Consider the following 23,405-nt stretch of genomic DNA (forward strand, 5'->3'; position numbering starts at 1 on the left):
TCCGGTCGGTGCCGTCGCCGCGGGAGCACGAGCCGGGCGGGACGGAGCTGGCAAGATGGCTCGTATGAGTGAGACCTTCCCTCGCCTGCACGCCAGGACCCGCCGCTTCACCCTCGGGGCGCCCCGGGGGTTCACGATCGCCCCGGGCGGCGACCGCGTCGTCTTCCTGCGGACCCGGGGCGGTTCCGACCCCGTGACCTGCCTGTGGGAGTACGACGTGCTCAGCGGGGAGGAGCGGCTCGTCGTCGACCCGCGCGACCTGGCCGGGGACGACGAGGACCTGCCGCCCGAGGAGCGGGCGCGCCGCGAGCGGAGCAGGGAGCAGGCCGGGGGCATCGTCGGGTACGGCACCGACGCCGCGGTCACCGTCGCGGCGTTCGCGCTCGCCGGCGGCCTGTACGTGGCGGACCTCGCGAGCGGGCGCGTACGCCACCTGGAGACCTCCGGGCCGGTGATCGACCCGCGCGTCTCCCCCACCGGCGCCCACGTCGGCTACGTCACCGGCGGCGCGTTCCACATCCAGGACCTGCGGGACGGGGTCGACCACGCGCTGGCCCGTCCCGAGACGCCGGAGGTCACCTACGGCCTGGCCGAGTTCGTGGCCGCCGAGGAGCTGGACCGGATGCGGGGGTACTGGTGGTCGCCCTCCGGTGACGCCGTGCTGGTCGAGCGGGCCGACGAGTCCCCGGTGCAGCGGTGGTACATCGCCGACCCGGCCAACCCGGCACGCCCGGCCGTCGAGCAGCGCTACCCCTCGGCCGGGACGGCCAACGCCACGGTCGAGCTGTTCGTGCTCACCCTGACCGGGGCCCGCGTCCCCGTGCCCTTCGACGACGAGTACCTGGTCAACGCCGTCTGGGACGCCCACGGCCTGTGGATCGTCACCATGACCCGCGACCAGCGGACGATGCGGCTGCTCGCCGTCGACCCGGCCACCGGCACCTCCACCGTGGTGCGCGAGGACACCGACCCCGCCTGGGTCGACGTGGTCACCGGCGTCCCGGGCCACCTGTCCGACGGCCGCCTGGTCTGGGCCGCCCACTCCGAGGGCGGTCACCGCCTGATCGTCGGCGACGAGCCGGTCACGCCGCCCACCCTTCAGGTCCGCGAGATCCTCGACGTCGACGGCGAGACCGTGCTCTTCCGGGCCAGCGGCGAGCCCACCGAGATCGCCGTGTGGGCCTACCGCAACGGCCGGATCACGCTCGTCAGCCCGGCCGAGAGCGGCGTCTACAGCGGTCACACCGCGGGCGGCACCCTGGTGCTCACCGGCCAGACCCTGACCGGCGAGGGCTCGGCCACCCGCGTCCTGCACAACGGCACGCCCCGCGGCCACATCGCCTCGCACGCCGACCGTCCCGGCCTGGACCTGCGGGTCTCCCTGATCAGGACGGGCGAGCGCGAGCTGTCCACCGCCGTGCTCCTGCCCGCCGGCCACGTGCCCGGCTCGGCCCGGCTCCCGGTCCTGATGGACCCGTACGGCGGCCCGCACGCCCAGCGCGTGCTGGCCGCGTCCGGAGCGCACCTGACCAGCCAGTGGTTCGCCGACCAGGGGTTCGCGGTGGTCGTGGCGGACGGCCGCGGCACCCCGGGCCGGGGCCCGGAGTTCGAGCGGGCCGTCCTGCACGACCTGGCCGGGCCGGTGCTGGAGGACCAGATCGACGCCCTGCACGGCGCCGCCGCGCGGTTCCCCGACGACCTGGACCTGTCGCGGGTCGGCATCCGGGGCTGGTCCTTCGGCGGCTACCTGGCCGCGCTGGCCGTGCTCCGCCGCCCCGACGTGTTCCACGCGGCCGTCGCCGGGGCCCCGGTGACCGACTGGCGGCTGTACGACACCTGCTACACCGAGCGCTACCTGGGCCACCCGGACGAGGGGCACTACGACTCCTCGTCGCTGTTCGGCGACGCCGAGAAGCTGGACCGCCCGCTGCTGCTGATCCACGGCCTGGCCGACGACAACGTGGTCGCCGCGCACACCCTGCGGCTCTCCTCCGCCCTGCTGGCGGCGGGCCGCCCGCACACCGTGCTGCCGCTCTCGGGCGTCACCCACATGACCCCCCAGGAGGTCGTGGCCGAGAACCTGCTGCTGCTCCAGGTCGACTTCCTGAAGAAGGCGCTCGGCTAGAGCACCCCGCGGGCACCCGGGCGTCCGGGTGTCCGCGGCGCCGGGGTCAGCCCCGGGTCTCGGGACGGTCGATGACGCGCAGCCAGGTCCCGTCCGCCTGCCGCCGCGCGACCTGGACCCGGCCGCCGGTGCCGTCGGACGGCCGCGTCGAGGTGAGGGCGAGGTCGCCGTTGCGGACGGTCGGCAGCGGCTCCTCCACCTCGAAGGCCGGCACGTGCCGGAGCATCTGCTCGTACACCGCGCGGATCGCCTCGTGGCCGGCGGTCCGCGACCCGGGCGGGTAGGCGACCACGGCGTCGGGTTCGTACAGCGCGACGAGTCCCTCGACGTCGCCGGCGTCGGCCCGCTCTGCGAACAGCCGGGCCAGGTCCTCGGGCTCGGCGGCGGCGCCGACCTGGCCACGCTGCTGGCCGGGTTCCACCGGGACCATCCCGCGGTGGAGATCACCCTCACCGAGGACGACTCCGAACGGCTCGTCGAGGCGCTGCGCGGCGGCCGGCTGGACGCGGCGATCATCGCGTTCGGCGGCACCCCGCCGGAGGGCCTCGGACTCCGCGTCCTCACCGAGGAGCCGATCGTCGCGGCCGTCGGCCACGACGACGAGCTGGCGCGGAGGACGGAGATCGCGCTGGACGACCTGCGCGACCGGGTGCTGATCAGCCTCCCCCGGGGCACCGGCATCAGGGCGATCCTGGACGACGCCTGCGCGGCCGCGGGCTTCTCCCCGCGGATCGCCTTCGAGGCCGGCAGCCCGGAGATGCTGGCGGAGCTGGCCGCGCGGGGGCTGGGCGTCGCGATCGTGCCCGCGTCCACCGTCGCGGAGCGGCGGGACCTGAACGCGCTGACGATCCACCCGCCCGGCCGTCCCGCCCTCCCCGGCACTCCCGGCCGGCCCGGCACCTCCGGCCGGCCCGGCACCTCCGGCCGGCCCGGTCACCCCGACGGGCCTGATCTCTCCGGCGGGGCCGGCCTCCCCGACGTAATGGCCCTCTCCGAGCGGCCCGGTCTGCGCGGCAGCCTGGCCTTCGCCTGGCGGGGCGAGGGGCCGATGAGCCCCGCCGCCCGGACCCTGGTGGAGCGGGCACGACGTCTCCTCGGCCCCTGACGCGGCCCCCCTCGCCCCGGTCTCCAGCCCCGGCCTGCCGGACGGACCCGGGGCGCCCGCCCGGTGTCCGTCCGGCGCCTGCTGAAAGCCCGCCCGGTGCCCGCTCAGTGACCGCTCAGTGCCCGCTCAGTGCCCGCTCAGCGCCCGCTCAGTGCCCGGTCAGTGCCCAGTCAGTATCCCTCGGCACCTGCTCAGTGCCCGCTCGGCGCCCGCTCGGTGTCCGTCCTGTTGCCCGAGGGCCCGAACGCACCCTCGGCCGGGGTGCCGTGCCAGCTTCCCCACAGGGCCGCGTACGAGCCGCCCGCCGCCACCAGCTCGTCGTGGGAGCCCAGCTCGCTGATCCGGCCGTCCTCCACCACCGCGACCCGGTCGGCGTCGTGGGCGGTGTAGAGGCGGTGGGCGATCGCGATCACCGTACGCCCCTCCAGCACCGCGGCCAGCGAGCGTTCCAGGTGACGGGCGGCGCGGGGGTCGATCAGCGAGGTGGCCTCGTCCAGGACCAGGGTGTGCGGGTCGGCCAGCACCAGCCGGGCCAGGGCGAGCTGCTGGGCCTGGGCGGGCGGGACGGACTCGCCGCCGGAGCCCACGATCGTGTCGAGCCCCTCGGGCAGGGTCTCGACCCACTCCCAGGCCTCGACCGCCTCCAGGGCCTCGCGGACCCGCGTGTCGTCGGCCTCCGGGCGGGCGATCAGCACGTTGTCGCGGACGGTGCCCCGGAAGATGTGGTGCTCCTGGGTCACCAGGGCGACGTGGCCGCGCAGGTCCTCCAGGGGGAGCTCGACCAGCGGGACGCCGCCGACCGTGACCGAGCCGGTGCGGGGGCCGTGGACGCCCGCGAGCAGGCGGCCCAGCGTGGACTTGCCCGCCCCGGACGGGCCGACCATGGCCAGCCGCTCGCCCGGCTCGACCACCAGGTCGACGTCGTGCAGCACGTCGTGGCCCTCGCGGTAGGCGTAGCGGACGCCGTCGGCCTCCAGCCGGCTGCCCTCGGGCCTGGCCGAGCCTGGCTCGCGGTCGTCGGGCACCTCGGAGACGCCCAGCAGGCGGGCCATGGAGGCACCGCCCACCTGGAGCTCGTCGATCCACATGAGCAGCCGGTCGAGCGGGTCGATGAGCTGCTGGACGTAGAGGGTGGCCGTGGTGACCTGCTCCAGCGAGGCCCAGCCCCGGATGTAGAACAGGCCGCCGACGACGAGCGTCGCCACGACCGGGATCACGTAGCCGAGCTCGACGGCGGGGAACCAGACCGTGCGCAGCCTCATCGTGTAGCGCTCGGCCGCCCAGGAGCGGGCGATGTCGGTGTCGGTGCGCCGGTGCCGGCGCTCCTGCAGGCCCAGCGCCTCCACGGCGCGGGCGCCGGTGACGGTCTCGGCCAGCCCGTCGGTCATGTCGGCGTACGCCGCGCTCTCGCGCAGGTACCCGTCCCTGGCGCGCTTGAGGTACCAGCGGGTGGAGATCCACAGCAGGGGGACGGCGAGCAGCGAGGGCAGCAGGAGCAGCGGCCCGACGACGACCAGGGCGCCGATGGTGATCACGCAGGTGACCAGCGCGATCAGCGTCTCGGGCACGGCGTGCCGTACGGTGCGCGAGAGCGCGTCGACGTCGCGCGAGGTCCGCGAGATCAGGTCGCCGGACCCGGCGCGCTCGACCGTGGAGAGCGGCAGGCCGAGCACCCGGTCGACGAACTCCTCGCGCAGCTCGGCGAGGACCTTCTCGCCGAGCCGGGAGGAGGCGTACACCGCGAACCTGATCAGCACCGCCTGGGCGATCAGGAAGGCGCCGATGCCCAGTGAGACCGCGGTGACGTCGACGCCGGCGCCGCTGTGGAGCCCCTGCACGAGGCCGCCGAGCAGCCACGGCACCGCCAGCCCCGCGACCGCGGCCAGGCCGTGCAGGGCCAGCGCGCCGAGCAGCTCGCGCGGGTACTTCAGGGCGAGCCTGCGGGCGTAGGCCCGCACCTGCGCGCGGTCGGCGACGGGCAGGACCTGCCTGCTCATGGTGTCTCTCCCCGGGTGACGACGGCGGTGTATCCGGGGTGGGCGGCCAGCAGGTCCCGGTGTGAGCCCTGGGCGCGCACGACGCCGCCCTCGACGTAGACGACGTGGTCGGCGCGGTCCAGCACCAGCGGGCTGGTCGTGCAGACCAGGGTGGTCCGGCCGGCGCGGGCCTTGGCCAGCCGGTCGGCGATGCGCGCCTCGCTGTGGGCGTCGACCGCGCTGGTGGGTTCGACGAGGACGAGCACCTCGGGATCGAGGGTGAGCGCCCTGGCGAGCCTGAGCCGCTGCCGCTGGCCGCCGGAGAACTCCCGGCCCGCCTCGGCGACGCGCCCCTCCAGGCCGCCGGGCAGCGCATCGACGATGTCGGTGGCGCACGCCGCCCACAGGGCCTGGGAGATCTCCTCGGCCGAGGCGGTGCCGGTGACGTCCAACTCGTCCCGCAGCACGCCGGCGAAGAGCAGGGCGTCGTTGTCGGCGACCAGGATCCGGCGCCGCACCTCCGAGACGGGCAGGCCGTCCAGGGACACGTCGCCGAAGTCGACGTCGCCGTCGTCGTAGCGGCCGAGGCGGTCGGCGATGGCCGCGGCCTCCTCGGGGACGGCCGCGGCCAGGGCGGTGAGCATGCCTGGGCGTACGGCGACCCCGGAGGCCACGTCGCGCAGCAGGCCGCCCTCGGACCGGCCGGTGCCGCCCTCGATCGCGGGCCGCAGCGAGAGGATCCGCACCACCCTGCGGGCCGCGACATGGCCCTTGGTCAGCTTGTCGGCGGTCTCGGTGAGGGTGCGCATGGGACCGATCAGGAAGGTGGCGTAGCCGTAGAAGGCGACGAGCTGGCCGACGCTGATCTCGCCGCGCTGCGCGAAGGACGCGCCGAGCCAGGTCACCCCGGCGATCAGCAGGCCGGGCAGCAGGACCTGGGCCCCCTCCAGGACCGACTCCACCGCAGCCACCCGCACGCCGGCGTGGCGCACCCGCTGGGACTCGGTGCCGTAGCGGTCGGCGAAGACCCGCTCGCCGCCGATGCCGCGCAGCACCCGCAGGCCCGCGACGATGTCGGCGGCGCGGGTGGACAGGTCGCCCTGCAGGTCGCGGTGGGCGTTCTGGCGCCGATGCAGCGGCTTGAGCAGGGGGGCGACCGCGGCGGCCATCAGGGGCAGGCCGATCAGGACCGTCAGGCCGAGCGTCGGCGAGGTCCTGATCAGGATCACGGTCACCGCGGCGATGGCGACGACCGCGCCGACGCCGCGGAGCAGGATGTCCATCGCGTTGCCGATGTGGGCGATGTCGGAGTTGCCGACGCTGACCACCTCGCCGGTGGACATCCGCCGGGGCAGGGTCGCGCCCAGCCGGGTGGCCTGCCTGACGGTGACCTGGACGGTCCGGTAGGCGGCGCTCAGCCAGTTCAGGACGGCCATCCGGTGACGCAGGACGCCGGTGACGGCCTGCGCGACGCCGAGCGCCAGCACGACCCCGCCCCAGGTGAGCAGGCCGGGCAGGTCCTCGGCCCGGAGGGCGTCGATGCCGTTGCCCACGGCGGCCGGGACGAGCGCCATGGTGAGCCACCACAGGGTCGCGTAGAGGGTGCCCAGCAGCAGCGACCTTCTCTGGGTACGGGCGATCCACCGCAGGTAACCGATCGGGCTGCGGGCGTCGGGAACGCCGGGATCGGCGACGGGTAGGGAGCGCATGGCCCTGCCAGCCTGACAAAGTCGGCCCTCGTCAGGCAAACCATTTACTGACAGCGAGCGCGTCAATCACGGTTGACATCGAGGCGATGTCAACTTACATTGACACCATGAGCGATACGGCACAGCTGGCCTCCGACGCCGGCAGCCGCGATCCGGCCGTGGGCCTGAGGGCCGTGCGGGCGCTGCGGACACTGGTCGACCGGCTGGAGGCACTCCAGGTGGAGAACGCGCGGGAACAGGGCTGGTCCTGGCAGGAGATCGCCCACTGCCTGGAGGTCACCAGGCAGGCGGTCCACAAGAAGTACGCGGGTGGCCGAGGGCTGCTGAGAAGGGACAGATGACCATGTTCGAGAGATTCCACCACGAGGCCCGTCAGGCGGTGATCCTCGCGCAGGAGAACGCGCGCCGCCTGCGGCACCAGATCATCGGCACCGAGCACCTCCTGCTCGGGCTGCTCGGCCGGCCGGGCAGCCTGTCGGCCCGGGTGCTGGGCCGTCACGGCCTCGACCACGACGCGGCCTTCCGTGCCGTCGCCCGCCTGTCCCCGCGCAGGCCGGGCGCGGCCCTGGACGCCGAGGCGCTGGAGACGATCGGCATCGACCTGGCGGCCATCAGGGAGAAGGTCGAGGCCGCCTTCGGTCCCGGTGCCCTGGACCGCGAGCCCGCCCCCCGGCGCGGCCGGCTGCTCGGCGGGTCGCACATCCCCTTCAGCCCCCGCGCCAAGAAGACCCTGGAGCTGTCGCTGCGCGAGGCCGTGAACCTCAAGCACAACTACATCGGCGACGGCCACATCCTGCTCGGCATCCTGCGCGAGGGCGAGGGCCTGGCCGCCCGCGTCCTGAAGGACGCGGGCGTGGACGCCGCGGCCCTGCGGCGGGAGGTCGTCACCGAGCTGGGCTGAGACCCCGTCGGCCCTACCGGCCCTACCGGCCCTGTCGTGCCCCGGCCGCCCGGAGGAGCCGTCGGAGGGACCGGCCGGGGCCGGGCGGGCGTGACGGGCCTACCGGGAGGCCCGCAGGTAGTCGTGGTTCATCTGGGCGATGGTGTCCAGCGGGATGCCCTTGGGGCAGACGGCGGTGCACTCCCCGGTGTTGGTGCAGCCGCCGAAGCCCTCGGCGTCCATCTGCTCGACCATGGCCCTGGCGCGGGAGTCGCGCTCGGGCTGGCCCTGCGGCAGCAGGCTCAGGTGGGTGATCTTCGCGGCGGTGAAGAGCGAGGCCGAGCCGTTCGGGCAGGCCGCGACGCAGGCGCCGCAGGAGATGCAGGTGGCGGCGTCGAACGCCGCGTCGGCGTCGTCCTTCCTGACCGGGACGCTGTGCGCGTCCGGGGCCGATCCGGCCGGGACGGAGATGAAGCCGCCCGCCTGGATGATCCGGTCGAACGCCGAGCGGTCCACGACCAGGTCCTTCACCACCGGGAAGGGCGCGGCGCGCCACGGCTCGATGGTGACGACGGCCTCGTCCTCGAAGTGCCGCATGTGCAGCTGGCAGGTGGTGGTGGCCACCTGCTCTCCGTGCGCGACGCCGTTGATGACCATCCCGCACATGCCGCAGATGCCCTCGCGGCAGTCGTGGTCGAAGGCGATCGGGTCGTCGCCCTCCAGGATGAGCCGCTCGTTGAGGACGTCGAGCATCTCCAGGAAGGACATGTCCGGGGACACGTCCTGGACCCGGTAGGTGACCATCCGCCCGGTGTCGTCGGGGTTCTTCTGCCGCCAGACCTTCAGGGTGAGGTTCACTTGTAGCTCCGCTGGCTCATCGTGACGTACTCGTAGTCGAGATCTTCCTTGTGCAGGACCGGGCCGTTCTCGGAGTGCTCCCAGGCGGCGACGTAGGCGAAGTGCTCGTCGTCGCGCAGGGCCTCGCCGTCGGCGTCCTGCGACTCCGCACGGAAGTGGCCGCCGCACGACTCGGTGCGGTGCAGCGCGTCGACGCACATCAGCTCGGCCAGGTCGAAGAAGTCGGCCACCCGGCCGGCCCGCTCCAGCGCCTGGTTGAGCTCGCCCGCCTCGCCGGAGACCTTGACGTTCCTCCAGAACTCCTCGCGCAGCTCGGGGATGCGCTCCAGGGCCTTGCGCAGCGACTCCTCGGTGCGCTCCATGCCGCAGTAGTCCCACATGAGCTTGCCGAGCTCGCGGTGGTAGGAGTCGGCGGTACGGTCGCCGTCGTTGGTCAGCAGGGCGTCGATCCGCCGGCGCACCCCGATCTCGGCCTCGGCCACGGCCTCCTCGTCGACCTCCCCGTACGGGCCGTTCGCCAGGTAGTCGCCGATCGTGGTCGGCAGCACGAAGTAGCCGTCGGCCAGGCCCTGCATCAGCGCGGACGCGCCGAGGCGGTTGGCGCCGTGGTCGGAGAAGTTGGCCTCGCCGATCACGAACAGGCCCGGGATCGTGGACTGCAGGTCGTAGTCCACCCACAGTCCGCCCATCGTGTAGTGGACGGCCGGGTAGATGCGCATCGGCTGGGCGTAGGGGTCCTCGCCGGTGATGCGCTCGTACATCTCGAAGAGGTTGCCGTACTTCTTCTCCACGGCGGCGCGGCCCAGGCGGCCGATCGCGTCGGCGAAGTCGAGGTAGACGCCCAGGCCGCCGGGGCCGACGCCGCGTCCCTCGTCGCAGACGTTCTTGGCGGCGCGGGAGGCGATGTCACGCGGGACCAGGTTGCCGAACGCCGGGTAGATGCGCTCCAGGTAGTAGTCGCGCCCGGCCTCGGGGATCTCCGCGGGCGGGCGGGCGTCGCCCCGCTCCAGCGGCACCCACACCCGGCCGTCGTTGCGCAGCGACTCCGACATCAGGGTCAGCTTCGACTGGTACTCGCCGCTGACCGGGATGCAGGTCGGGTGGATCTGGGTGTAGCAGGGGTTGGCGAACATCGCGCCACGCCGGTGCGCCCGCCAGATCGCCGTGGTGTTGCAGCCCTTGGCATTGGTGGACAGGAAGAACACGTTCCCGTAGCCGCCGGTGGCCAGCACGACCGCGTCGGCCAGGTGCCGCTCGATCTCACCGGTGACCATGTCGCGGACGATGACGCCGCGCGCCCGGCCGTCGGAGACGATCAGGTCGAGCATCTCGTGGCGGGTGTGCATGGTGACGGTGCCCGCCGCGATCTGCCGCTCCAGCGCCTGGTAGGCGCCGAGCAGGAGCTGCTGGCCGGTCTGGCCCCGGGCGTAGAAGGTCCGCGAGACCTGGGCGCCGCCGAAGGAGCGGGTGTCGAGCAGGCCGCCGTACTCGCGGGCGAACGGCACGCCCTGGGCCACGGCCTGGTCGATGATGTTCACGCTGACCTGGGCCAGCCGGTAGACGTTGGACTCGCGGGCGCGGAAGTCGCCGCCCTTGACCGTGTCGTAGAACAGCCGGTAGATCGAGTCGCCGTCGCCGCGGTAGTTCTTGGCCGCGTTGATGCCGCCCTGGGCGGCGATGGAGTGCGCGCGCCGGGGCGAGTCCTGGTAGCAGAACGAGGTGACGTTGTAGCCGAGCTCGCCGAGCGTCGCCGCGGCCGATCCGCCCGCCAGGCCGGTGCCCACCACGATGACGTCGAGCTTGCGCTTGTTGGCCGGGTTGACCAGCTTGGCGCTGAACTTGCGCTTCTCCCAGCGGTCCTCGATCGGGCCGTCCGGCGCCTTGGTGTCGCGGATGGGCTCGCCCTCGGTGTACCTTCCGACCGGTCCGTTCACTTGATCACTCCGATCACGACGGCGGCCGGGACCGCCAGGAAACCGACCACCAGCAGCACCGACAGGCCGGTGGCCGAGGCCCTCAGCGTCCGGTAGCTGCGGCGGCTCGCCAGGCCGAGCGTCTGGAAGGCGCTCCACAGGCCGTGGCGCAGGTGCAGGCCGACCATGACGACCGCGAGCACGTAGAACAGCGTCACCCACCAGCGCGACGGGGCGAAGCCCTCCACCAGGCGCTCGTACGGGGTGGAGGCGGGCCCGGCGGGGTTGGCCGTGCCGAACGTCAGGTCCAGCAGGTGGTAGATCAGGAACAGCACGATGACGACGCCGCCGTAGCGCATGGTGTGGACCGCGTACCCGTTCGACCGGGACCTCCGCCTGACCGCGTACCTGACCGGCCGGGCCCTGCGCGCCCGCCGGGCCAGGGAGACCGCCGCCCACATGTGCAGCGCCACCGCGACGACCAGGCCCACCTCGACGACCGTCAGCAGGACGCGGCTCGGCAGCAGCGGCTCGCCCATGGTCCGCAGGAAGTCCGCGTAGTCGTTGAAGGAGTCGGCGCCGAGGAAGCTCTTGAGGTTCCCGGCCATGTGCCCGACGAGGAAGAGCACCATCACGGCACCCGTGACGGCCATCACGACCTTGCGGCCGTTGGTGGAGGCCAGGAAGCCGCCCTTGCGCGCGGGCGGGGCGGGGCGGGCTCCCCCGGGGCTCTTCGCGGTGCCCTTCGAGGGGGTCACCTGCGCGGTGGCGGATCCGCGCTCAACAGTGGCAGTCACACACGCGACGCTAGGTAGGGGGCTTTACCCCCGTCCAAGTCATCGTGGATGTGGTTTCCATAGCCTGTGGCTATCAACGGTGCTTTGTCGCCTGTTCGGCGCCGTGCCCGCTCGCGGGGTGCGAGCAATCTCACATCCTCCCGGGCCCCGGCGCCCGCCCCGGATCCGCCCCCGGGCACCCGGTGCGCTATGGGGCCCGGAGCCCCGCGGGACCGACCCCCTACGCTGGAGAACGTGCAGTTCCAGCAGCTGGCCTACTTCGTGGCGGTCGCCGAGACCCGGCACTTCACCCAGGCCGCCGAGCGGATGCGCGTCGCCCAGCCCTCGCTGAGCAAGCAGGTCAGGGCCCTGGAGGCCGAGCTCGGCGCGCCGCTGTTCAGCCGTGCCCGGGGGAACGTCACCCTCACCCCCGCCGGTGAGGCGCTGCTGCCGCTGGCCCGCCGGATGCTGGCCGACGCCGAGACCGCCAGGAGCGAGGTGGGCGAGCTGGCCGGGCTGCGCCGCGGCCGGGTCCGGCTCGGCGCCACGCCCTCGCTGTGCGCCGGGCTGCTCGCCGACGTGCTGGCCAGGTTCCACCGGACCTACCCCGGCATCGAGCTGCTGGTGGAGGAGGGCGGCTCCCGCGACCTGGTCCGCACGCTCGCCCGCGGCCAGCTCGACCTGGCGCTGATCATCATGCCGCTGCACAGCGACGACCCCGCCCTGGTCACCGAGGAGGTCCTGAGCGAGAACCTGGTCGTCGCCTCCCCCTCGGCCGGGCACACCCGCAGGCCGTACGCGCGCATCGAGGAGCTGCGGCGCCGGCCGATGGTGATGTTCCGGCGCGGCTACGACCTGCGCGAGGCCACGCTGGCCGCCTGCCGGCAGGCCGGGTTCGAGCCCAGGTTCGCGGTGGAGGGGGGCGAGATGGACGCGGTGCTCCGCTTCGTGGAGGCCGGGCTGGGGGTCGCGCTGGTGCCCTCGATGGTCCTGGACGGCCGCCCGGGGCTGACCGGGACGCCGCTGGCCCCTCCCGGGCTGCGCCGCACGGTCGCCATCGCGCACCGCAAGGACGTCGAGCCCACCCGCGCGGCCCAGGCCTTCCGGGCGACCCTGCTGCTGTTCCTCACCGACGCCGCCCGCGACGGCGACCTGCCCGAGGGCCTCGACCTGATCACCCGCACGGGCACCGGCACCGATACGAGCACGGGCACGTGAGCGGCGGGGCCGTGGGTCCCGCGGGTCCTGCGGGCGCTCCCCGGGGTGGCGACGGTGACCTCATCGAGATGGGCCGGGCCCGTCGTATCGTTCCCGACATCTGGCAAGATATGGAACGTCTCACACGGGCATCCTCAGTTACCGGACCATCGCACTATTCTACGTAGCGTCGATAGGTTCTCCGATCCCACGAAGAGGCGTCAGTGACCGCCCCCGCCAACGAAACGCTCACGCTGCTTCTCATCGAGGACGACGCGGGCGACGCCTTCCTCGTGGAGGAGCTGCTCGGCGAGGCGGAGCAGCCACCCAAGATCATCTGGGTGCGGAGCATGGCCGAGAGCCGGGAGCGGCTGACCGACGACGTCCAGTGCGTGCTCGTCGACCTCTCACTGCCCGACGCGACCGGCCTGGAGGCGCTGGAGCAGGTGCTGTCGATGGCGCCGCACGCCGCCGTGCTCGTGCTCACCGGGCTGAACGACACCCACGTCGGCGTGGAGGCCGTCGCCGCGGGCGCCCAGGACTTCCTGGTCAAGCAGGACGTGGAGGCCCGCCTGCTGGCGCGGGCCATCCGCTACTCGATAGAGCGCAAGCGCGCCGACCTGGCCCAGCGCAGGCTGGTCGAGGCCGAGCTGCTGACCAAGGAGAACTCCCGCCTGGAACGCGGCCTGCTCCCCGTCCCGCTGCTGACCTCGGACGGGCTGGAGCACCAGGCCCGCTACCTGCCCGGACGCAGGCGTGCCCTGCTGGCCGGTGACTTCTGGGACACCGTGCAGAGCCCCGACGGCGCCGTGCACGTGGTGGTCGGCGACGTGTGCGGGCACGGCCCCGACGAGGCCGCCCTCGGGGTCGCGCTCAGGATCGCCTGGCGGACCCTGGTGCTGGCCGGGCACACCGGCAACGACCTGCTGACCACGCTGGAGTCGGTGCTCCGCCTGGAGCGCAAGTCCGCGGAGATCTTCACCACGCTGTGCATCGTCACGATCGACCCCTCGCTCGACCACGCGCGGATGCACGTGGTCGGCCACCCGCCGCCGCTGCTGATCCGCGACGGGGAGATCGGCGTGGTGCCCGGCACCCCCTCGGGGCCCCCGCTGGGCATCTTCCAGGGCATCGAGTGGTCGGCGATCGACGTACCGCTCGGGCGAGACTGGTCCCTGCTGCTCTACACCGACGGCCTGATCGAGGCCACCGTGGGCGGCGGGCCCGACCTGCTCGGCACCGAGGGCCTGCTCCGGCTCGTCCAGGAGGAGGGCGGCATCGAGCTCGACCGCCTGATCCAGCGGGTCATCGAGCTGAACCGCGACGCGCTCAGCGACGACCTGGCGACCGTCCTCATCTCCCGGAGCGCGCAGCGGTGACCGGCCGCTCCGGGGACGCCAGCCCCCGCCCGCTCTCCGTCCCCGACGCCGGCCCTCCGGGAAGGTTCGGGCGGCTGCCGGTACGGCGCTGGTTCCTGTTCAGCGGGATCGGCATCGCGCTGGTCTTCATGATCTCGTCCGCCGTCACGATCAACGCGATCGAGGAGACGCGCCAGGCCAGGGAGGCCCTGGTCGACGTCGTCGACCCGGCGGCGCTGCGCACCCTGGAGATCTCCAACGCGCTGACCTCGCAGGAGAGCTCGGTGCGGGCGTACGGCAGGACCAACGACGACGCCTCCCTGGCGGCCTACCGGGACGCCATCGCCGCGGAGAACGTGGCGATGGCCGCGCTCGTCGCGCTGATCCCCCGGATGCCGGAACGCGAGACGGTCGGCGTCGAGGTGGACCGCCTCAGGAGCACCGGGCAGGACTGGCGGCGCGACTACGCCGAGCGGGTCATCGTCGCGGTGCCCGTCCTGAAGAACGAGGCCGCCCGGGAGAACGCCGCCGTCAACGCCGCCCGGTTCAACGAGGTCCGCGCCTCCCTCACGACCCTGCAGGAGCACCTGAACCGGCTGCACGACAACGGCACCGCCCGGTTCGACGCGGGCTGGCAGGCGCTCTACATCGCGCTCATCGGGGTGGCGGTGGCGCTGCTGGTCGCCGGGGTCGCCGCGGTGCTCATCGTGCGCCACGCCGTGCTGCGCCCGCTGGCCGAGCTGACCGACCAGGTCCGCGCGGTGTCGCAGGGCGACTTCGACCACCGGCTCGCGGTGGAACGACCGGCCGAGCTGGCCGAGCTCTCCGGCCACGTCGACGCCATGCGCCGCCGCATCCTGTCGGAGTGGCGCCGGGCCTCCGAGACGCAGCGCAAGCTGGAGGACCAGGCCACCGAGCTCAAGCGCTCCAACGCCGAGCTGGAGCAGTTCGCCTACGTGGCCAGCCACGACCTTCAGGAGCCGCTGCGCAAGGTGGCCAGCTTCACCCGGATGCTGGAGCAGCGCTACGCCGGCCAGCTGGACGAGCGCGCCAAGCAGTACATCTCCTTCTCGGTCGACGGCGCCAAGCGCATGCAGCTGCTGATCAACGACCTGCTCGACTTCTCCCGGGTCGGCAGGGCCGGCGGCGAGCGCGTCATGATCGACTCCGCGGTGCCGTTCAAGGCCGCGATGCACAACCTGGACGCGCCGATCGAGGACGCCGGGGCGACGGTGACCCACGACGAGCTGCCCGAGGTGCACGGCAACCGCGCCCAGCTCACCCAGCTGTTCCAGAACCTCATCGGCAACGCGATCAAGTTCCGCGGCCAGGACCCACCGGAGATCCACATCGGGGTGCGCCGCGACGGGGACATGTGGGAGTTCTCCTGCACCGACAACGGCATCGGCATCGACGGTAAATACACTGACCGCATCTTCCTGATTTTCCAGCGCCTGCACAGCCGGGACGCCTACGCCGGCACCGGCATCGGGCTGGCGCTCTGCAAGAAGATCGTCGAATATCACGGCGGCCGCATCTGGCTGGACACCGACAGGCCCGACCGGCCCGGCACGACCTTCCGCTGGACCCTTCCCACTGGAGACCCCGATGAATGACCTGCGCTGGATAGACGTTCTCCTGGTCGAGGACGACCCGGGTGACGTCCTGCTGACGCGGGAGGCGTTCGAGCTCAACAAGGTCCGCAACAAGCTGCACGTGGTCAACGACGGCGAGCAGGCCATGGCCTTCCTCCGCAAGGAGGAGGGGTACGAGGACGCGCCCCGGCCCGACCTGATCCTGCTGGACCTCAACCTGCCCCGCAAGGACGGCCGGGAGGTGCTGCAGGACATAAAGGCCGACGAGCGGCTCCGCGGGATCCCGGTGGTCGTGCTGACCACGTCGGAGTCCGAGGAGGACATCCTGCGCAGCTACAACCTGCACGCCAACGCCTACGTCTCCAAGCCGGTGGACTTCGACCAGTTCATCAGCGTGGTGCGGCGGATCGACGACTTCTTCGTCACCGTGGTCAAGCTGCCCAGCTCCAACCAGCACTACTGACGCGGGCCCCCGCGGCGGGGACCGGGGTCACGGGTCGTACCGGGCGATCCCCACGCGATCCCACGCGATCTCCGCCCGGCCCCCGCCCGGTCCTCGTGAGGGGCCGGCGCGGCGGTCTCCCCGGCCTCCGAGACCTCTCCGTGATCATCCACCCCTTGAGAACCCGCAGGCGAGGAGCCCTGCCCCGCCAACGTGACAGGAATCACACCGGGTCAGTGAAATTGTGAGTGACCCCTCTGACACAAGCCCCGGGCTCCGTCGTAACGTATCCCCCACCAATATGCGCGCGCACGTGTGAGCCGGCGCGACCATGGCCCGACACGTGGCAGAACTGAAACGACCCGGACCCCTGGGCGAGCGGGGTCCGTGGGAGGTGGAGAGGTCTCGATGACCCAGACAACGGCCGAGAGCCCGGCCAGAAGACAGCGTGCGCAGATCAAGGAGCGCACCCTGCGAACGGACCAGTGGTGGCGCTATCCACTGGTCACCTTCCTCATCTTCACGGCATTCCTCGTCTACGCCACATGGGCGATCTTCGATAACAGCTACTTCGTGTCGCCGTACCACGCGCCGTTCGCGTCGCCCTGTCTGGCGACGAGCTGCCCGCCGGAGTCGAGACTGTTCGGTCTCGCACCCTTCGGCGACTGGTACACCCTGCCCCCGGGACTGCTGATCCTCGGGCTTCCCGCGGGCTTCCGCTTCACCTGCTACTACTACCGCAAGGCCTACTACCGCGGGTTCTGGCTCTCCCCGCCGGCGTGCGCGGTCAACGAGCCGCACAAGAAGTACACCGGTGAGTCGCGCTTCCCGCTGATCCTGCAGAACGTGCACCGCTACTTCTTCTACGCGGCCATCGTCGTCGGCCTCATCCTGGCCTACGACGCGGTGAAGGCGCTGATCGAGCGGCCGGGCGGCCTGGGCACCTGGATCCTGATCGCCAACGCGATCCTGATCAACCTGTACACCCTCTCGTGCCACTCCTGCCGGCACATCACGGCCGGGCGCCTGAACCACTTCTCCAAGCACCCGATCCGCTACCGGGCCTGGGGCTTCGTCTCCAAGCTCAACGCCAGGCACTCGCAGCTCGCGCTGATCTCCATGTTCTCCGTCATGGGCGCCGACCTCTACGTCCGCCTGGTCGCCAAGGGCATCATCGCCTTCCCGTTCGCATAAGGATCACCTGTGGAAATCGAGCGTCACGAATACGACGTCGTCGTCATCGGCGCCGGCGGTGCGGGCCTGCGGGCGGCCATCGAGGCCCGCCAGCAGGGCAAGCGGACGGCCATCGTCTGCAAGTCGCTGTTCGGCAAGGCGCACACGGTCATGGCCGAGGGCGGCGCCGCCGCCGCCATGGGCAACGTCAACAGCGACGACAACTGGATGGTGCACTTCCGCGACACCATGCGCGGCGGCAAGTTCCTCAACAACTGGAGGATGGCCGAGCTGCACGCCAAGGAGGCCCCGGACCGCGTCTGGGAGCTGGAGGCCTGGGGCGCGCTGTTCGACCGCACCAAGGACGGCAAGATCAGCCAGCGTAACTTCGGCGGGCACGAGTACCCGCGGCTGGCCCACGTCGGTGACCGCACCGGCCTGGAGCTGATCCGCACCCTGCAGCAGCGCGTGGTCGCGCTCCAGCAGGAGGACGAGCGGCTGCACGGCGACGCCGAGGCCTACATCAAGGTCTTCCAGGAGTGCACGGTCACCCGCCTGCTCAAGGACACGGGCGTCGCCCCCGGCGAGGGCGGCGCGATCTCGGGCGCCTTCGGCTACTGGCGGGAGAACGGCAAACTCATCCTGTTCGACGCCCCCCGCGGTCGTGCTGGCCACCGGCGGGATCGGCAAGTCCTACGTGGTCACGTCCAACTCCTGGGAGTACACCGGCGACGGTCACGCGCTGGCCCTGCTGGCCGGGGCGAAGCTGATCAACATGGAGTTCATCCAGTTCCACCCCACCGGGATGGTCTGGCCCCCCTCGGTCCGCGGCATCCTGGTCACCGAGTCCGTCCGCGGCGACGGCGGCGTGCTGAGGAACTCCGAGGGTAAGCGGTTCATGTTCGACTACATCCCCGAGGTGTTCAAGGACAAGTACGCCACCTCCGAGGAGGAGGCCGACCGCTGGTACGACGACCAGGCCAACAACCGCCGTCCCCCGGAGCTGCTGCCCCGCGACGAGGTCGCGCGGGCGATCAACTCCGAGGTCAAGGCGGGCCGCGGGTCACCGCAGGGCGGCGTCTACCTGGACGTCTCCACCCGCCTGCCGGCCGCGGAGATCGTCAGGCGGCTGCCGTCGATGCACCACCAGTTCAAGGAACTGGCCGACGTCGACATCACCAAGGAGCCCATGCAGGTCGGCCCGACCTGCCACTACATCATGGGCGGGGTCGAGGTGGACGCCGACACCGGCGCCGCGGCGGTCCCCGGGCTGTTCGCGGCCGGTGAGGTCTCCGGCGGCATGCACGGCTCCAACCGGCTGGGCGGCAACTCGCTGTCCGACCTGCTGGTGTTCGGGCGGCGCGCGGGCGCGGGAGCGGCGGCGTACGTGGACGCCCTGGCGGGCCGTCCGAGGATCTCCGAGGAGAGCGTGGCGACCGCGACCGCGGAGGCGCTGGCCCCGCTGGAGCGGTCGGGCGAGAACCCCTACGAGGTCCACCACGAGCTGCAGCGGACGATGAACGAGCTGGTCGGCATCATCCGCAAGGCCGAGGAGGTCACCGAGGCGCTCGAAGGGGTCGGGAAGCTCAAGGAGCGGGCCCAGAACGTGGGCGCGGCCGGGAACCGGATCTACAACCCGGGCTGGCACCTCTCGCTCGACCTGCGCAACATGCTCCTGGTCTCGGAGTGCGTGGCCAAGGCCGCGCTGCTGCGCGAGGAGAGCCGTGGCGGTCACACCCGCGACGACTTCCCCTCCATGTCGGCCGAGTGGCGTACCAAGATCCTGCGTTGCGGCCTCACCCCGGACGGCTCCTCCGTCACGGTCGAGGAGCAGGTCCAGACCGCGATGCGGGACGACCTCATCGCGCTGTTCGACCGCGACGAGCTGAAGAAGTACATCACCCAGGAAGAGCTGGCCGCCTTCGACGCGCTGGCCAAGGAGTAACCATGAGTTACAAGGCGAAGTTCCGCGTCTGGCGAGGCGAGGGCGGGGAGGGCAAGCTCGAGGACTTCACGGTCGAGGTGAACGAGGGCGAGGTCGTCCTCGACATCATCCACCGGCTCCAGGCCACCCAGGCTCCCGACCTCGCCGTCCGGTGGAACTGCAAGGCCGGCAAGTGCGGCTCCTGCTCGATGGAGATCAACGGCAGACCGAAGCTCGGCTGCATGACCCGGATGTCCACCTTCACCGAGGACGAGACGATCACCGTCACGCCCATGCGGACGTTCCCGGTGATCAAGGACCTGGTCACGGACGTGTCGTTCAACTACCAGAAGGCCAGGGAGATCCCGTCCTTCACCCCTCCGTCCGACGTGAAGCCGGGCGAGTACCGCATGCAGCAGATCGACGTCGAGCGGTCCCAGGAGTTCCGCAAGTGCATCGAGTGCTTCATGTGCAACAACGTCTGTCACGTCATCCGTGACCACGAGGAGAACAAGCCCGGCTTCGCCGGTCCGCGCTTCCTGATGCGGATCGCCGAGCTGGACATGCACCCCTACGACGTGGCCGACCGCAAGGACTCCGCCCAGGAGGAGCACGGCCTGGGCTACTGCAACATCACCAAGTGCTGCACCGAGGTCTGCCCCGAGCACATCAAGATCACCGACAACGCGCTCATCCCCATGAAGGAGCGCGTCGTCGACCGCAGGTACGACCCGCTGGTCTGGCTGGGCAACAAGATCTTCAGGCGTCCGAACTCGAAGTCCTGACCCACCCCTCGTACGACGGCGCCGCCACGGGACCTCCCGGGCGGCGCCGTCGCGTCTTTGCCCTCAGTCCCGCCACAGCCGGCGGGTCTGCTCCCGCATGACGTCGTCGGCGCGGACGGCGAAGTCGTGGATGACCGCCAGCTCCGCGTCGGTGTAGCGCCCGGCGAGCTCGGCGTAGGCCCGGTTGACGTCCGCCAGGATCTCCTGCAGCGCGCGGTAGGGGCCCTCGCGTACCAGCTCGACGAGGACGCGGCGCCGGTCCGCTGCGTCCCGCTCACGGCGCACGTAGCCCGCCTTCTGCAGCCGGTCCACGACCGCGGTGATGGCGCCGCCGCGCGTCAGCCCGATCCGCAGGGCGAGGTCGTGGGGCGTCAGGGGCCCTTCCTTGTCGAGAAGGGCCAGGCAGTTGAAGTCGGTCACGTTGATCCCGGCCCGCCCGGCGATGCCGACGTGGAACAGCGCCGCCCGCATGGCCGTCAGCCGCCCCTGGTCGGACACGGCCATGATCATTTCCGTGCGGTTCCCCGGCTCCGTTGACACGTCGGCCCCCTCTTCCTATTCTCTCTAAAATAGAGAGGCTCTAAATACGAGAGTCTCTATTTTGGTTCAAGAACCCTAGTCGATCCCCCCGGAAGAGGCCATGCCCGTATCCGCTCCCCCGACCGGCCCGCCCCTGTCCCGGCGGCGCTGGATCGCCCTCGGCGTCGTGCTGAGCGCCGCCTTCATGGACAACGTCGACGCGACCATCCTCGGCATCGCGCTGCCTCGCATCCAGCGCGACCTCGGCGCCGGCCACACCGCCGCGCAGTGGAGCCTGGCCGGGTACGCCTTGGCGTTCGCCCTGCTGCTGATCACCGGTGGACGGCTCGGTGACATCTTCGGCCGCAGGCGCCTCTTCCTGATCGGCGTCGCCGGGTTCACCGCCGCCTCCGTCGCGTGCGGCGCCGCCATGACGCCGGAGGCCCTCGTCGCCGGCCGCCTGGCACAGGGCGCGATGGCCGCGCTGATGGTGCCGCAGGTCATGTCGGTGATCGTCACCATGTTCGCCCCCGCCGAGCGGACCCTGGCGTTCTCGCTGCTGGGCGCCGTCCTCAGCGCGGGCAGCGTCAGCGCCCCGCTGCTGGGCGGGCTGCTGACCGAGTACGACGTGCTGGGCACCGGCTGGCGCGCGATCTTCTACGTCAACGTGCCCATCGGGATCCTCGCCTTCTGCGCGGCGCTGCGGTTCATGCCCGAGACCCGCTCCGACCGGCCGCTCCGGCTGGACCTGATCGGGGTGGCCCTGGTGACGTCGGCCACGCTGGGGATCATGTACCCCCTCGTGCGGGGACCGGCCGAGGGCCTGCCCGCCTGGACGTTCGCCGTGACGGCCGGGGGCGTCGCGCTCCTGGGGCTGTTCGTCGTCCAGCAGCGGCGGCGCCACCGCCGGGACGGCTCCGCGCTCGTACCGCCCACGCTGTTCCGGCGGAGATCCTTCACGGCCGGGGTGGTCGTGGTGCTGCTGGTCTTCTCCGGCGTGACGTCGTTCTTCCTGGTGCTGACCTACCAGCTCCAGTCCGGCCTGGGGTGGACGCCGCTGCGCACCGCGCTGGTGACGCTGGCCTGGCCCGTCGGCATCACCGCCACCACCCACCTGGCGCTGCGCCACGGCGCGGCCCACGGCCGCCGCCTCATCGGCGCGGGCGCGCTCACCATGGCCGCGGGCACCCTCGTCACGATCGCCTGTGTACGGGTCATGGGAGCCGGTCTGGCCTGGCCGCACGTCGCCGCCGCCGAGCTGGTCGTCGGCCTCGGGATGGGACTGTGCGTGCCGATCCTCACCGGCGTGGTGCTCGGCGACGTCCCCGCCGACGACGCCGGTGCCGGCTCCGGTGTCGTCAACACCGGTATCCAGTTCGGCACCGCCGCCGGGATCACGATCGTCGGGGCCGTCTTCTTCGCCCTGGTGACCGAGGGAACCGGTGACCTCGCGGACCGGTTCGGCGCGGCGACCGCGACGGCGCTCTGGTGCAACGTCGGCGTCTTCGTCCTGGCCGCGCTGCTGAGCCCCCTGCTTTCCGCCCCGTCCCCGGCCGAGCCGTCCGGCCCGTTCAGGGACGCGGGAGTTCCATGAGGCTCTGGTCCGGACCCGGCCCGGACTCAGGAGGAGCGGCGGAAGAGACCGCGCTTCTTCTTGCCGGGCTCCGCGCCGCCCTCGCCGGTGCCGGGCTCCGCGCCGGCCTGGCCCTGGACCGGGTAGGCCGCCGTCCGGGTCGGCTCGGCCGCGGACCGCTCGCCTCCGGCCGGCCGGTCCCCCGGATCTCCCGGGCCTGCGCCCAGGACCTCGGGAGCGCCGAACGTGCTCCCGGTGGCGTCCCTCGGCTCAGGACCGAGGGGCCGGAAGTCGTCGGGCGGGCCGCTGTGGAAGCGCGGGCCGTCGAGGTCGGTGCCGCCGCGGGGCGGCTCCTGCGGGAACGGCGCCCCCGGGTACTCGGCCGCGGCCCCCGGCGGGAAGCCCTTCTCGTCGGCCCCGGGCCCGGGCGGTGTGCTCTCCCGGGGCTCCCGGAAGGCGACCGTCGAGCCGTTGTGGCCGAGCGGCCCGATCGGGCCTGCCGGACCCGCCGCCGGGCCGGGGACGGGACGGCCGTACGGGTCGACGTGTCCACCGGGCTGCTCGTAGCCGGGCCCCGGCATGTAGGCCGTGGTCTGCTCGTACCCGCGGGGGTACTGCTCGGGGGCGTAGCCCTCCGGGTAGGCCGGGCCGTACATCTGCATGGGGACGAGGCTGATGATCGGCGCGTAGGCCGTGCCGGACTGGTAGTGGGCGGGGACGAACGCCGACCCGGCCGGATACATCATCGGGTCCACCGGCTCCCCGCGGGGGCCCGCCATGCGGGGACCGGCCCTGCGGATCGCGGCGGCATGGGCCAGGCGGCGCAGCCTGCCCTCGAAGATGAGGACGGCGAACAGCACCAGCAGCACCAGGATCAGCGCCGGGATGCCGAGCTGGCGGCTCAGCGTGGCCCCGTCGAACTCGGAACCCGCGTTGCGGATCTCGTACACCGAGCCGGAGGCCCCGTCGTCGAACGTGGCGGTCTCGGTCGGCGCGGCGGACGGGAGCGGGGTGGTCGGCGGGGTCTCGTTCGGGGGGAACTGGACGTCCGGTTCCTGCGCCGGCTGGGTGGCCGGGGCGGTGTCCGTCGGCATCGTGGGCGGCGGCACGACCGGGGCCGTCTCCTGCGGGGGAGGCTGGGTCGCCGGAGCGGTGTTCTGCGGGGGCGCCGCCGGTGCCGTGGTCTTCGGCGCCTTCGGCGCCTTCGTCTTGGGCGGGACGGTCACCGTGGTGGTCACGGTCTTCTGCGGCTCGCCGGGATCCTGGGGCGGATCCTCCGGCGGGTCCTGGGTGACCGTGACGGTGACGATCGGCGTGGGCTCCTCCTCGCAGGGCGCCGCCGGGTCCACGTCACATCCGGGGATCTGCGACGGGTCGGCGACCAGCGCCCTGACCGTCGTCGCACCGGCCGCCGGCGAACCGGCGAGCGGTGCCACCCCGAGCAGGACGACACCGCTGAGTCCCAAGGACATCACAACGGCGGAGACAGCTGCTCTA

The 23,405-nt window shown here is 72.3% G+C and carries 19 protein-coding genes and 1 pseudogene; 12 read left to right on the forward strand and 8 right to left on the reverse strand.

Annotated elements, in window-relative coordinates:
• Positions 1-64 precede the first annotated feature (64 nt).
• Positions 65-2,125, forward strand: coding sequence for a S9 family peptidase (locus ABD832_RS31330; RefSeq protein WP_344902462.1), 2,061 nt, complete (start codon positions 65-67; stop codon positions 2,123-2,125).
• Between the two features lie 46 nt (positions 2,126-2,171).
• On the opposite strand, the gene ABD832_RS31335 is transcribed toward ABD832_RS31330, so the two are convergent.
• Positions 2,172-2,555: a YybH family protein gene (locus tag ABD832_RS31335; RefSeq protein ID WP_344902465.1), complete on the reverse strand. Its 384-nt coding sequence runs from the start codon at positions 2,553-2,555 to the stop codon at positions 2,172-2,174.
• A gap of 6 nt (positions 2,556-2,561) precedes the next feature.
• Here ABD832_RS31335 and ABD832_RS31340 point away from each other — a divergent pair, with 6 nt between their 5' ends.
• Complete coding sequence (locus ABD832_RS31340) at positions 2,562-3,230, forward strand: LysR substrate-binding domain-containing protein (protein ID WP_344902468.1); 669 nt, start codon at positions 2,562-2,564, stop codon at positions 3,228-3,230.
• Between the two features lie 191 nt (positions 3,231-3,421).
• Here ABD832_RS31340 and ABD832_RS31345 read toward each other — a convergent pair whose 3' ends face one another.
• Positions 3,422-5,227: an ABC transporter ATP-binding protein gene (locus ABD832_RS31345; RefSeq protein ID WP_344902471.1), complete on the reverse strand. Its 1,806-nt coding sequence runs from the start codon at positions 5,225-5,227 to the stop codon at positions 3,422-3,424.
• Positions 5,224-6,915: an ABC transporter transmembrane domain-containing protein gene (locus ABD832_RS31350; RefSeq protein WP_344902474.1), complete on the reverse strand. Its 1,692-nt coding sequence runs from the start codon at positions 6,913-6,915 to the stop codon at positions 5,224-5,226. The genes ABD832_RS31345 and ABD832_RS31350 overlap by 4 nt, the downstream gene beginning before the upstream one ends.
• Before the next feature lie 107 nt (positions 6,916-7,022).
• On the opposite strand from ABD832_RS31350, the gene ABD832_RS31355 reads away from it, so the two are divergent.
• Both ABD832_RS31355 and ABD832_RS31365 read left to right on the forward strand, forming a co-directional pair.
• Positions 7,023-7,256, forward strand: coding sequence for an RNA polymerase subunit sigma-70 (locus ABD832_RS31355; RefSeq protein ID WP_344902477.1), 234 nt, complete (start codon positions 7,023-7,025; stop codon positions 7,254-7,256).
• Positions 7,257-7,258: 2 nt separating this feature from the next.
• Positions 7,259-7,816 carry a Clp protease N-terminal domain-containing protein gene (locus ABD832_RS31365; protein WP_413224498.1) on the forward strand — a complete coding sequence of 186 codons (558 nt, stop codon included), beginning with the start codon at positions 7,259-7,261 and terminating at the stop codon, positions 7,814-7,816.
• A gap of 99 nt (positions 7,817-7,915) precedes the next feature.
• Here ABD832_RS31365 and ABD832_RS31370 read toward each other — a convergent pair whose 3' ends face one another.
• Genes ABD832_RS31370 through ABD832_RS31380 form a run of 3 tightly spaced genes read right to left on the reverse strand, consistent with a single transcriptional unit; the run spans position 7,916 to position 11,363 of the window.
• Positions 7,916-8,653 carry a succinate dehydrogenase/fumarate reductase iron-sulfur subunit gene (locus ABD832_RS31370; protein ID WP_344902480.1) on the reverse strand — a complete coding sequence of 246 codons (738 nt, stop codon included), beginning with the start codon at positions 8,651-8,653 and terminating at the stop codon, positions 7,916-7,918.
• A complete protein-coding gene (locus ABD832_RS31375) occupies positions 8,650-10,587 on the reverse strand; it encodes a fumarate reductase/succinate dehydrogenase flavoprotein subunit (protein ID WP_344902483.1) in 1,938 nt (645 codons plus the stop codon). The genes ABD832_RS31370 and ABD832_RS31375 overlap by 4 nt, the downstream gene beginning before the upstream one ends.
• Entirely contained in the window at positions 10,584-11,363 is a 780-nt protein-coding gene (locus ABD832_RS31380) for a succinate dehydrogenase cytochrome b subunit (protein ID WP_344902486.1), read from the reverse strand. The genes ABD832_RS31375 and ABD832_RS31380 overlap by 4 nt, the downstream gene beginning before the upstream one ends.
• Positions 11,364-11,597: 234 nt before the next feature.
• Here ABD832_RS31380 and ABD832_RS31385 point away from each other — a divergent pair, with 234 nt between their 5' ends.
• The 7 genes and pseudogenes from ABD832_RS31385 to ABD832_RS31415 all read left to right on the forward strand — a co-directional run bounded on the left by ABD832_RS31385 (position 11,598) and on the right by ABD832_RS31415 (position 19,816).
• Positions 11,598-12,560: a LysR family transcriptional regulator gene (locus tag ABD832_RS31385; RefSeq protein WP_344902489.1), complete on the forward strand. Its 963-nt coding sequence runs from the start codon at positions 11,598-11,600 to the stop codon at positions 12,558-12,560.
• 203 nt (positions 12,561-12,763) lie between these two features.
• On the forward strand, positions 12,764-13,918 hold the full coding sequence (locus ABD832_RS31390) for a PP2C family protein-serine/threonine phosphatase (RefSeq protein ID WP_344902492.1): 1,155 nt from the start codon (positions 12,764-12,766) through the stop codon (positions 13,916-13,918).
• Positions 13,915-15,513 (forward strand): sensor histidine kinase, encoded by a 1,599-nt coding sequence (locus ABD832_RS31395; RefSeq protein WP_344902495.1) that lies wholly within the window; start codon positions 13,915-13,917, stop codon positions 15,511-15,513. The genes ABD832_RS31390 and ABD832_RS31395 overlap by 4 nt, the downstream gene beginning before the upstream one ends.
• Positions 15,506-15,955 carry a response regulator gene (locus ABD832_RS31400; protein ID WP_344902498.1) on the forward strand — a complete coding sequence of 150 codons (450 nt, stop codon included), beginning with the start codon at positions 15,506-15,508 and terminating at the stop codon, positions 15,953-15,955. Before ABD832_RS31395 ends, ABD832_RS31400 begins: the two co-directional genes overlap by 8 nt.
• A gap of 387 nt (positions 15,956-16,342) precedes the next feature.
• Positions 16,343-17,128 carry a hypothetical protein gene (locus ABD832_RS31405; RefSeq protein ID WP_344902501.1) on the forward strand — a complete coding sequence of 262 codons (786 nt, stop codon included), beginning with the start codon at positions 16,343-16,345 and terminating at the stop codon, positions 17,126-17,128.
• Positions 17,129-17,137: 9 nt separating this feature from the next.
• Positions 17,138-19,052: pseudogene (locus tag ABD832_RS31410) on the forward strand (fumarate reductase/succinate dehydrogenase flavoprotein subunit).
• A gap of 2 nt (positions 19,053-19,054) precedes the next feature.
• Positions 19,055-19,816, forward strand: coding sequence for a succinate dehydrogenase/fumarate reductase iron-sulfur subunit (locus tag ABD832_RS31415; RefSeq protein ID WP_344902505.1), 762 nt, complete (start codon positions 19,055-19,057; stop codon positions 19,814-19,816).
• A 63-nt stretch (positions 19,817-19,879) separates the two neighbouring features.
• On the opposite strand, the gene ABD832_RS31420 is transcribed toward ABD832_RS31415, so the two are convergent.
• Entirely contained in the window at positions 19,880-20,320 is a 441-nt protein-coding gene (locus tag ABD832_RS31420) for a MarR family transcriptional regulator (RefSeq protein ID WP_344902508.1), read from the reverse strand.
• A gap of 136 nt (positions 20,321-20,456) precedes the next feature.
• Here ABD832_RS31420 and ABD832_RS31425 point away from each other — a divergent pair, with 136 nt between their 5' ends.
• On the forward strand, positions 20,457-21,929 hold the full coding sequence (locus ABD832_RS31425) for an MFS transporter (protein ID WP_344902511.1): 1,473 nt from the start codon (positions 20,457-20,459) through the stop codon (positions 21,927-21,929).
• Positions 21,930-21,955: 26 nt separating this feature from the next.
• Here the strand turns inward: ABD832_RS31425 and ABD832_RS31430 are convergent, their stop codons facing one another.
• Positions 21,956-23,380, reverse strand: coding sequence for a hypothetical protein (locus ABD832_RS31430; RefSeq protein ID WP_344902515.1), 1,425 nt, complete (start codon positions 23,378-23,380; stop codon positions 21,956-21,958).
• Between the last annotated feature and the right edge of the window lie 25 nt (positions 23,381-23,405).

The sequence above is a fragment of the Streptosporangium longisporum genome (assembly GCF_039534895.1).
GTDB lineage: Bacteria > Actinomycetota > Actinomycetes > Streptosporangiales > Streptosporangiaceae > Streptosporangium > Streptosporangium longisporum.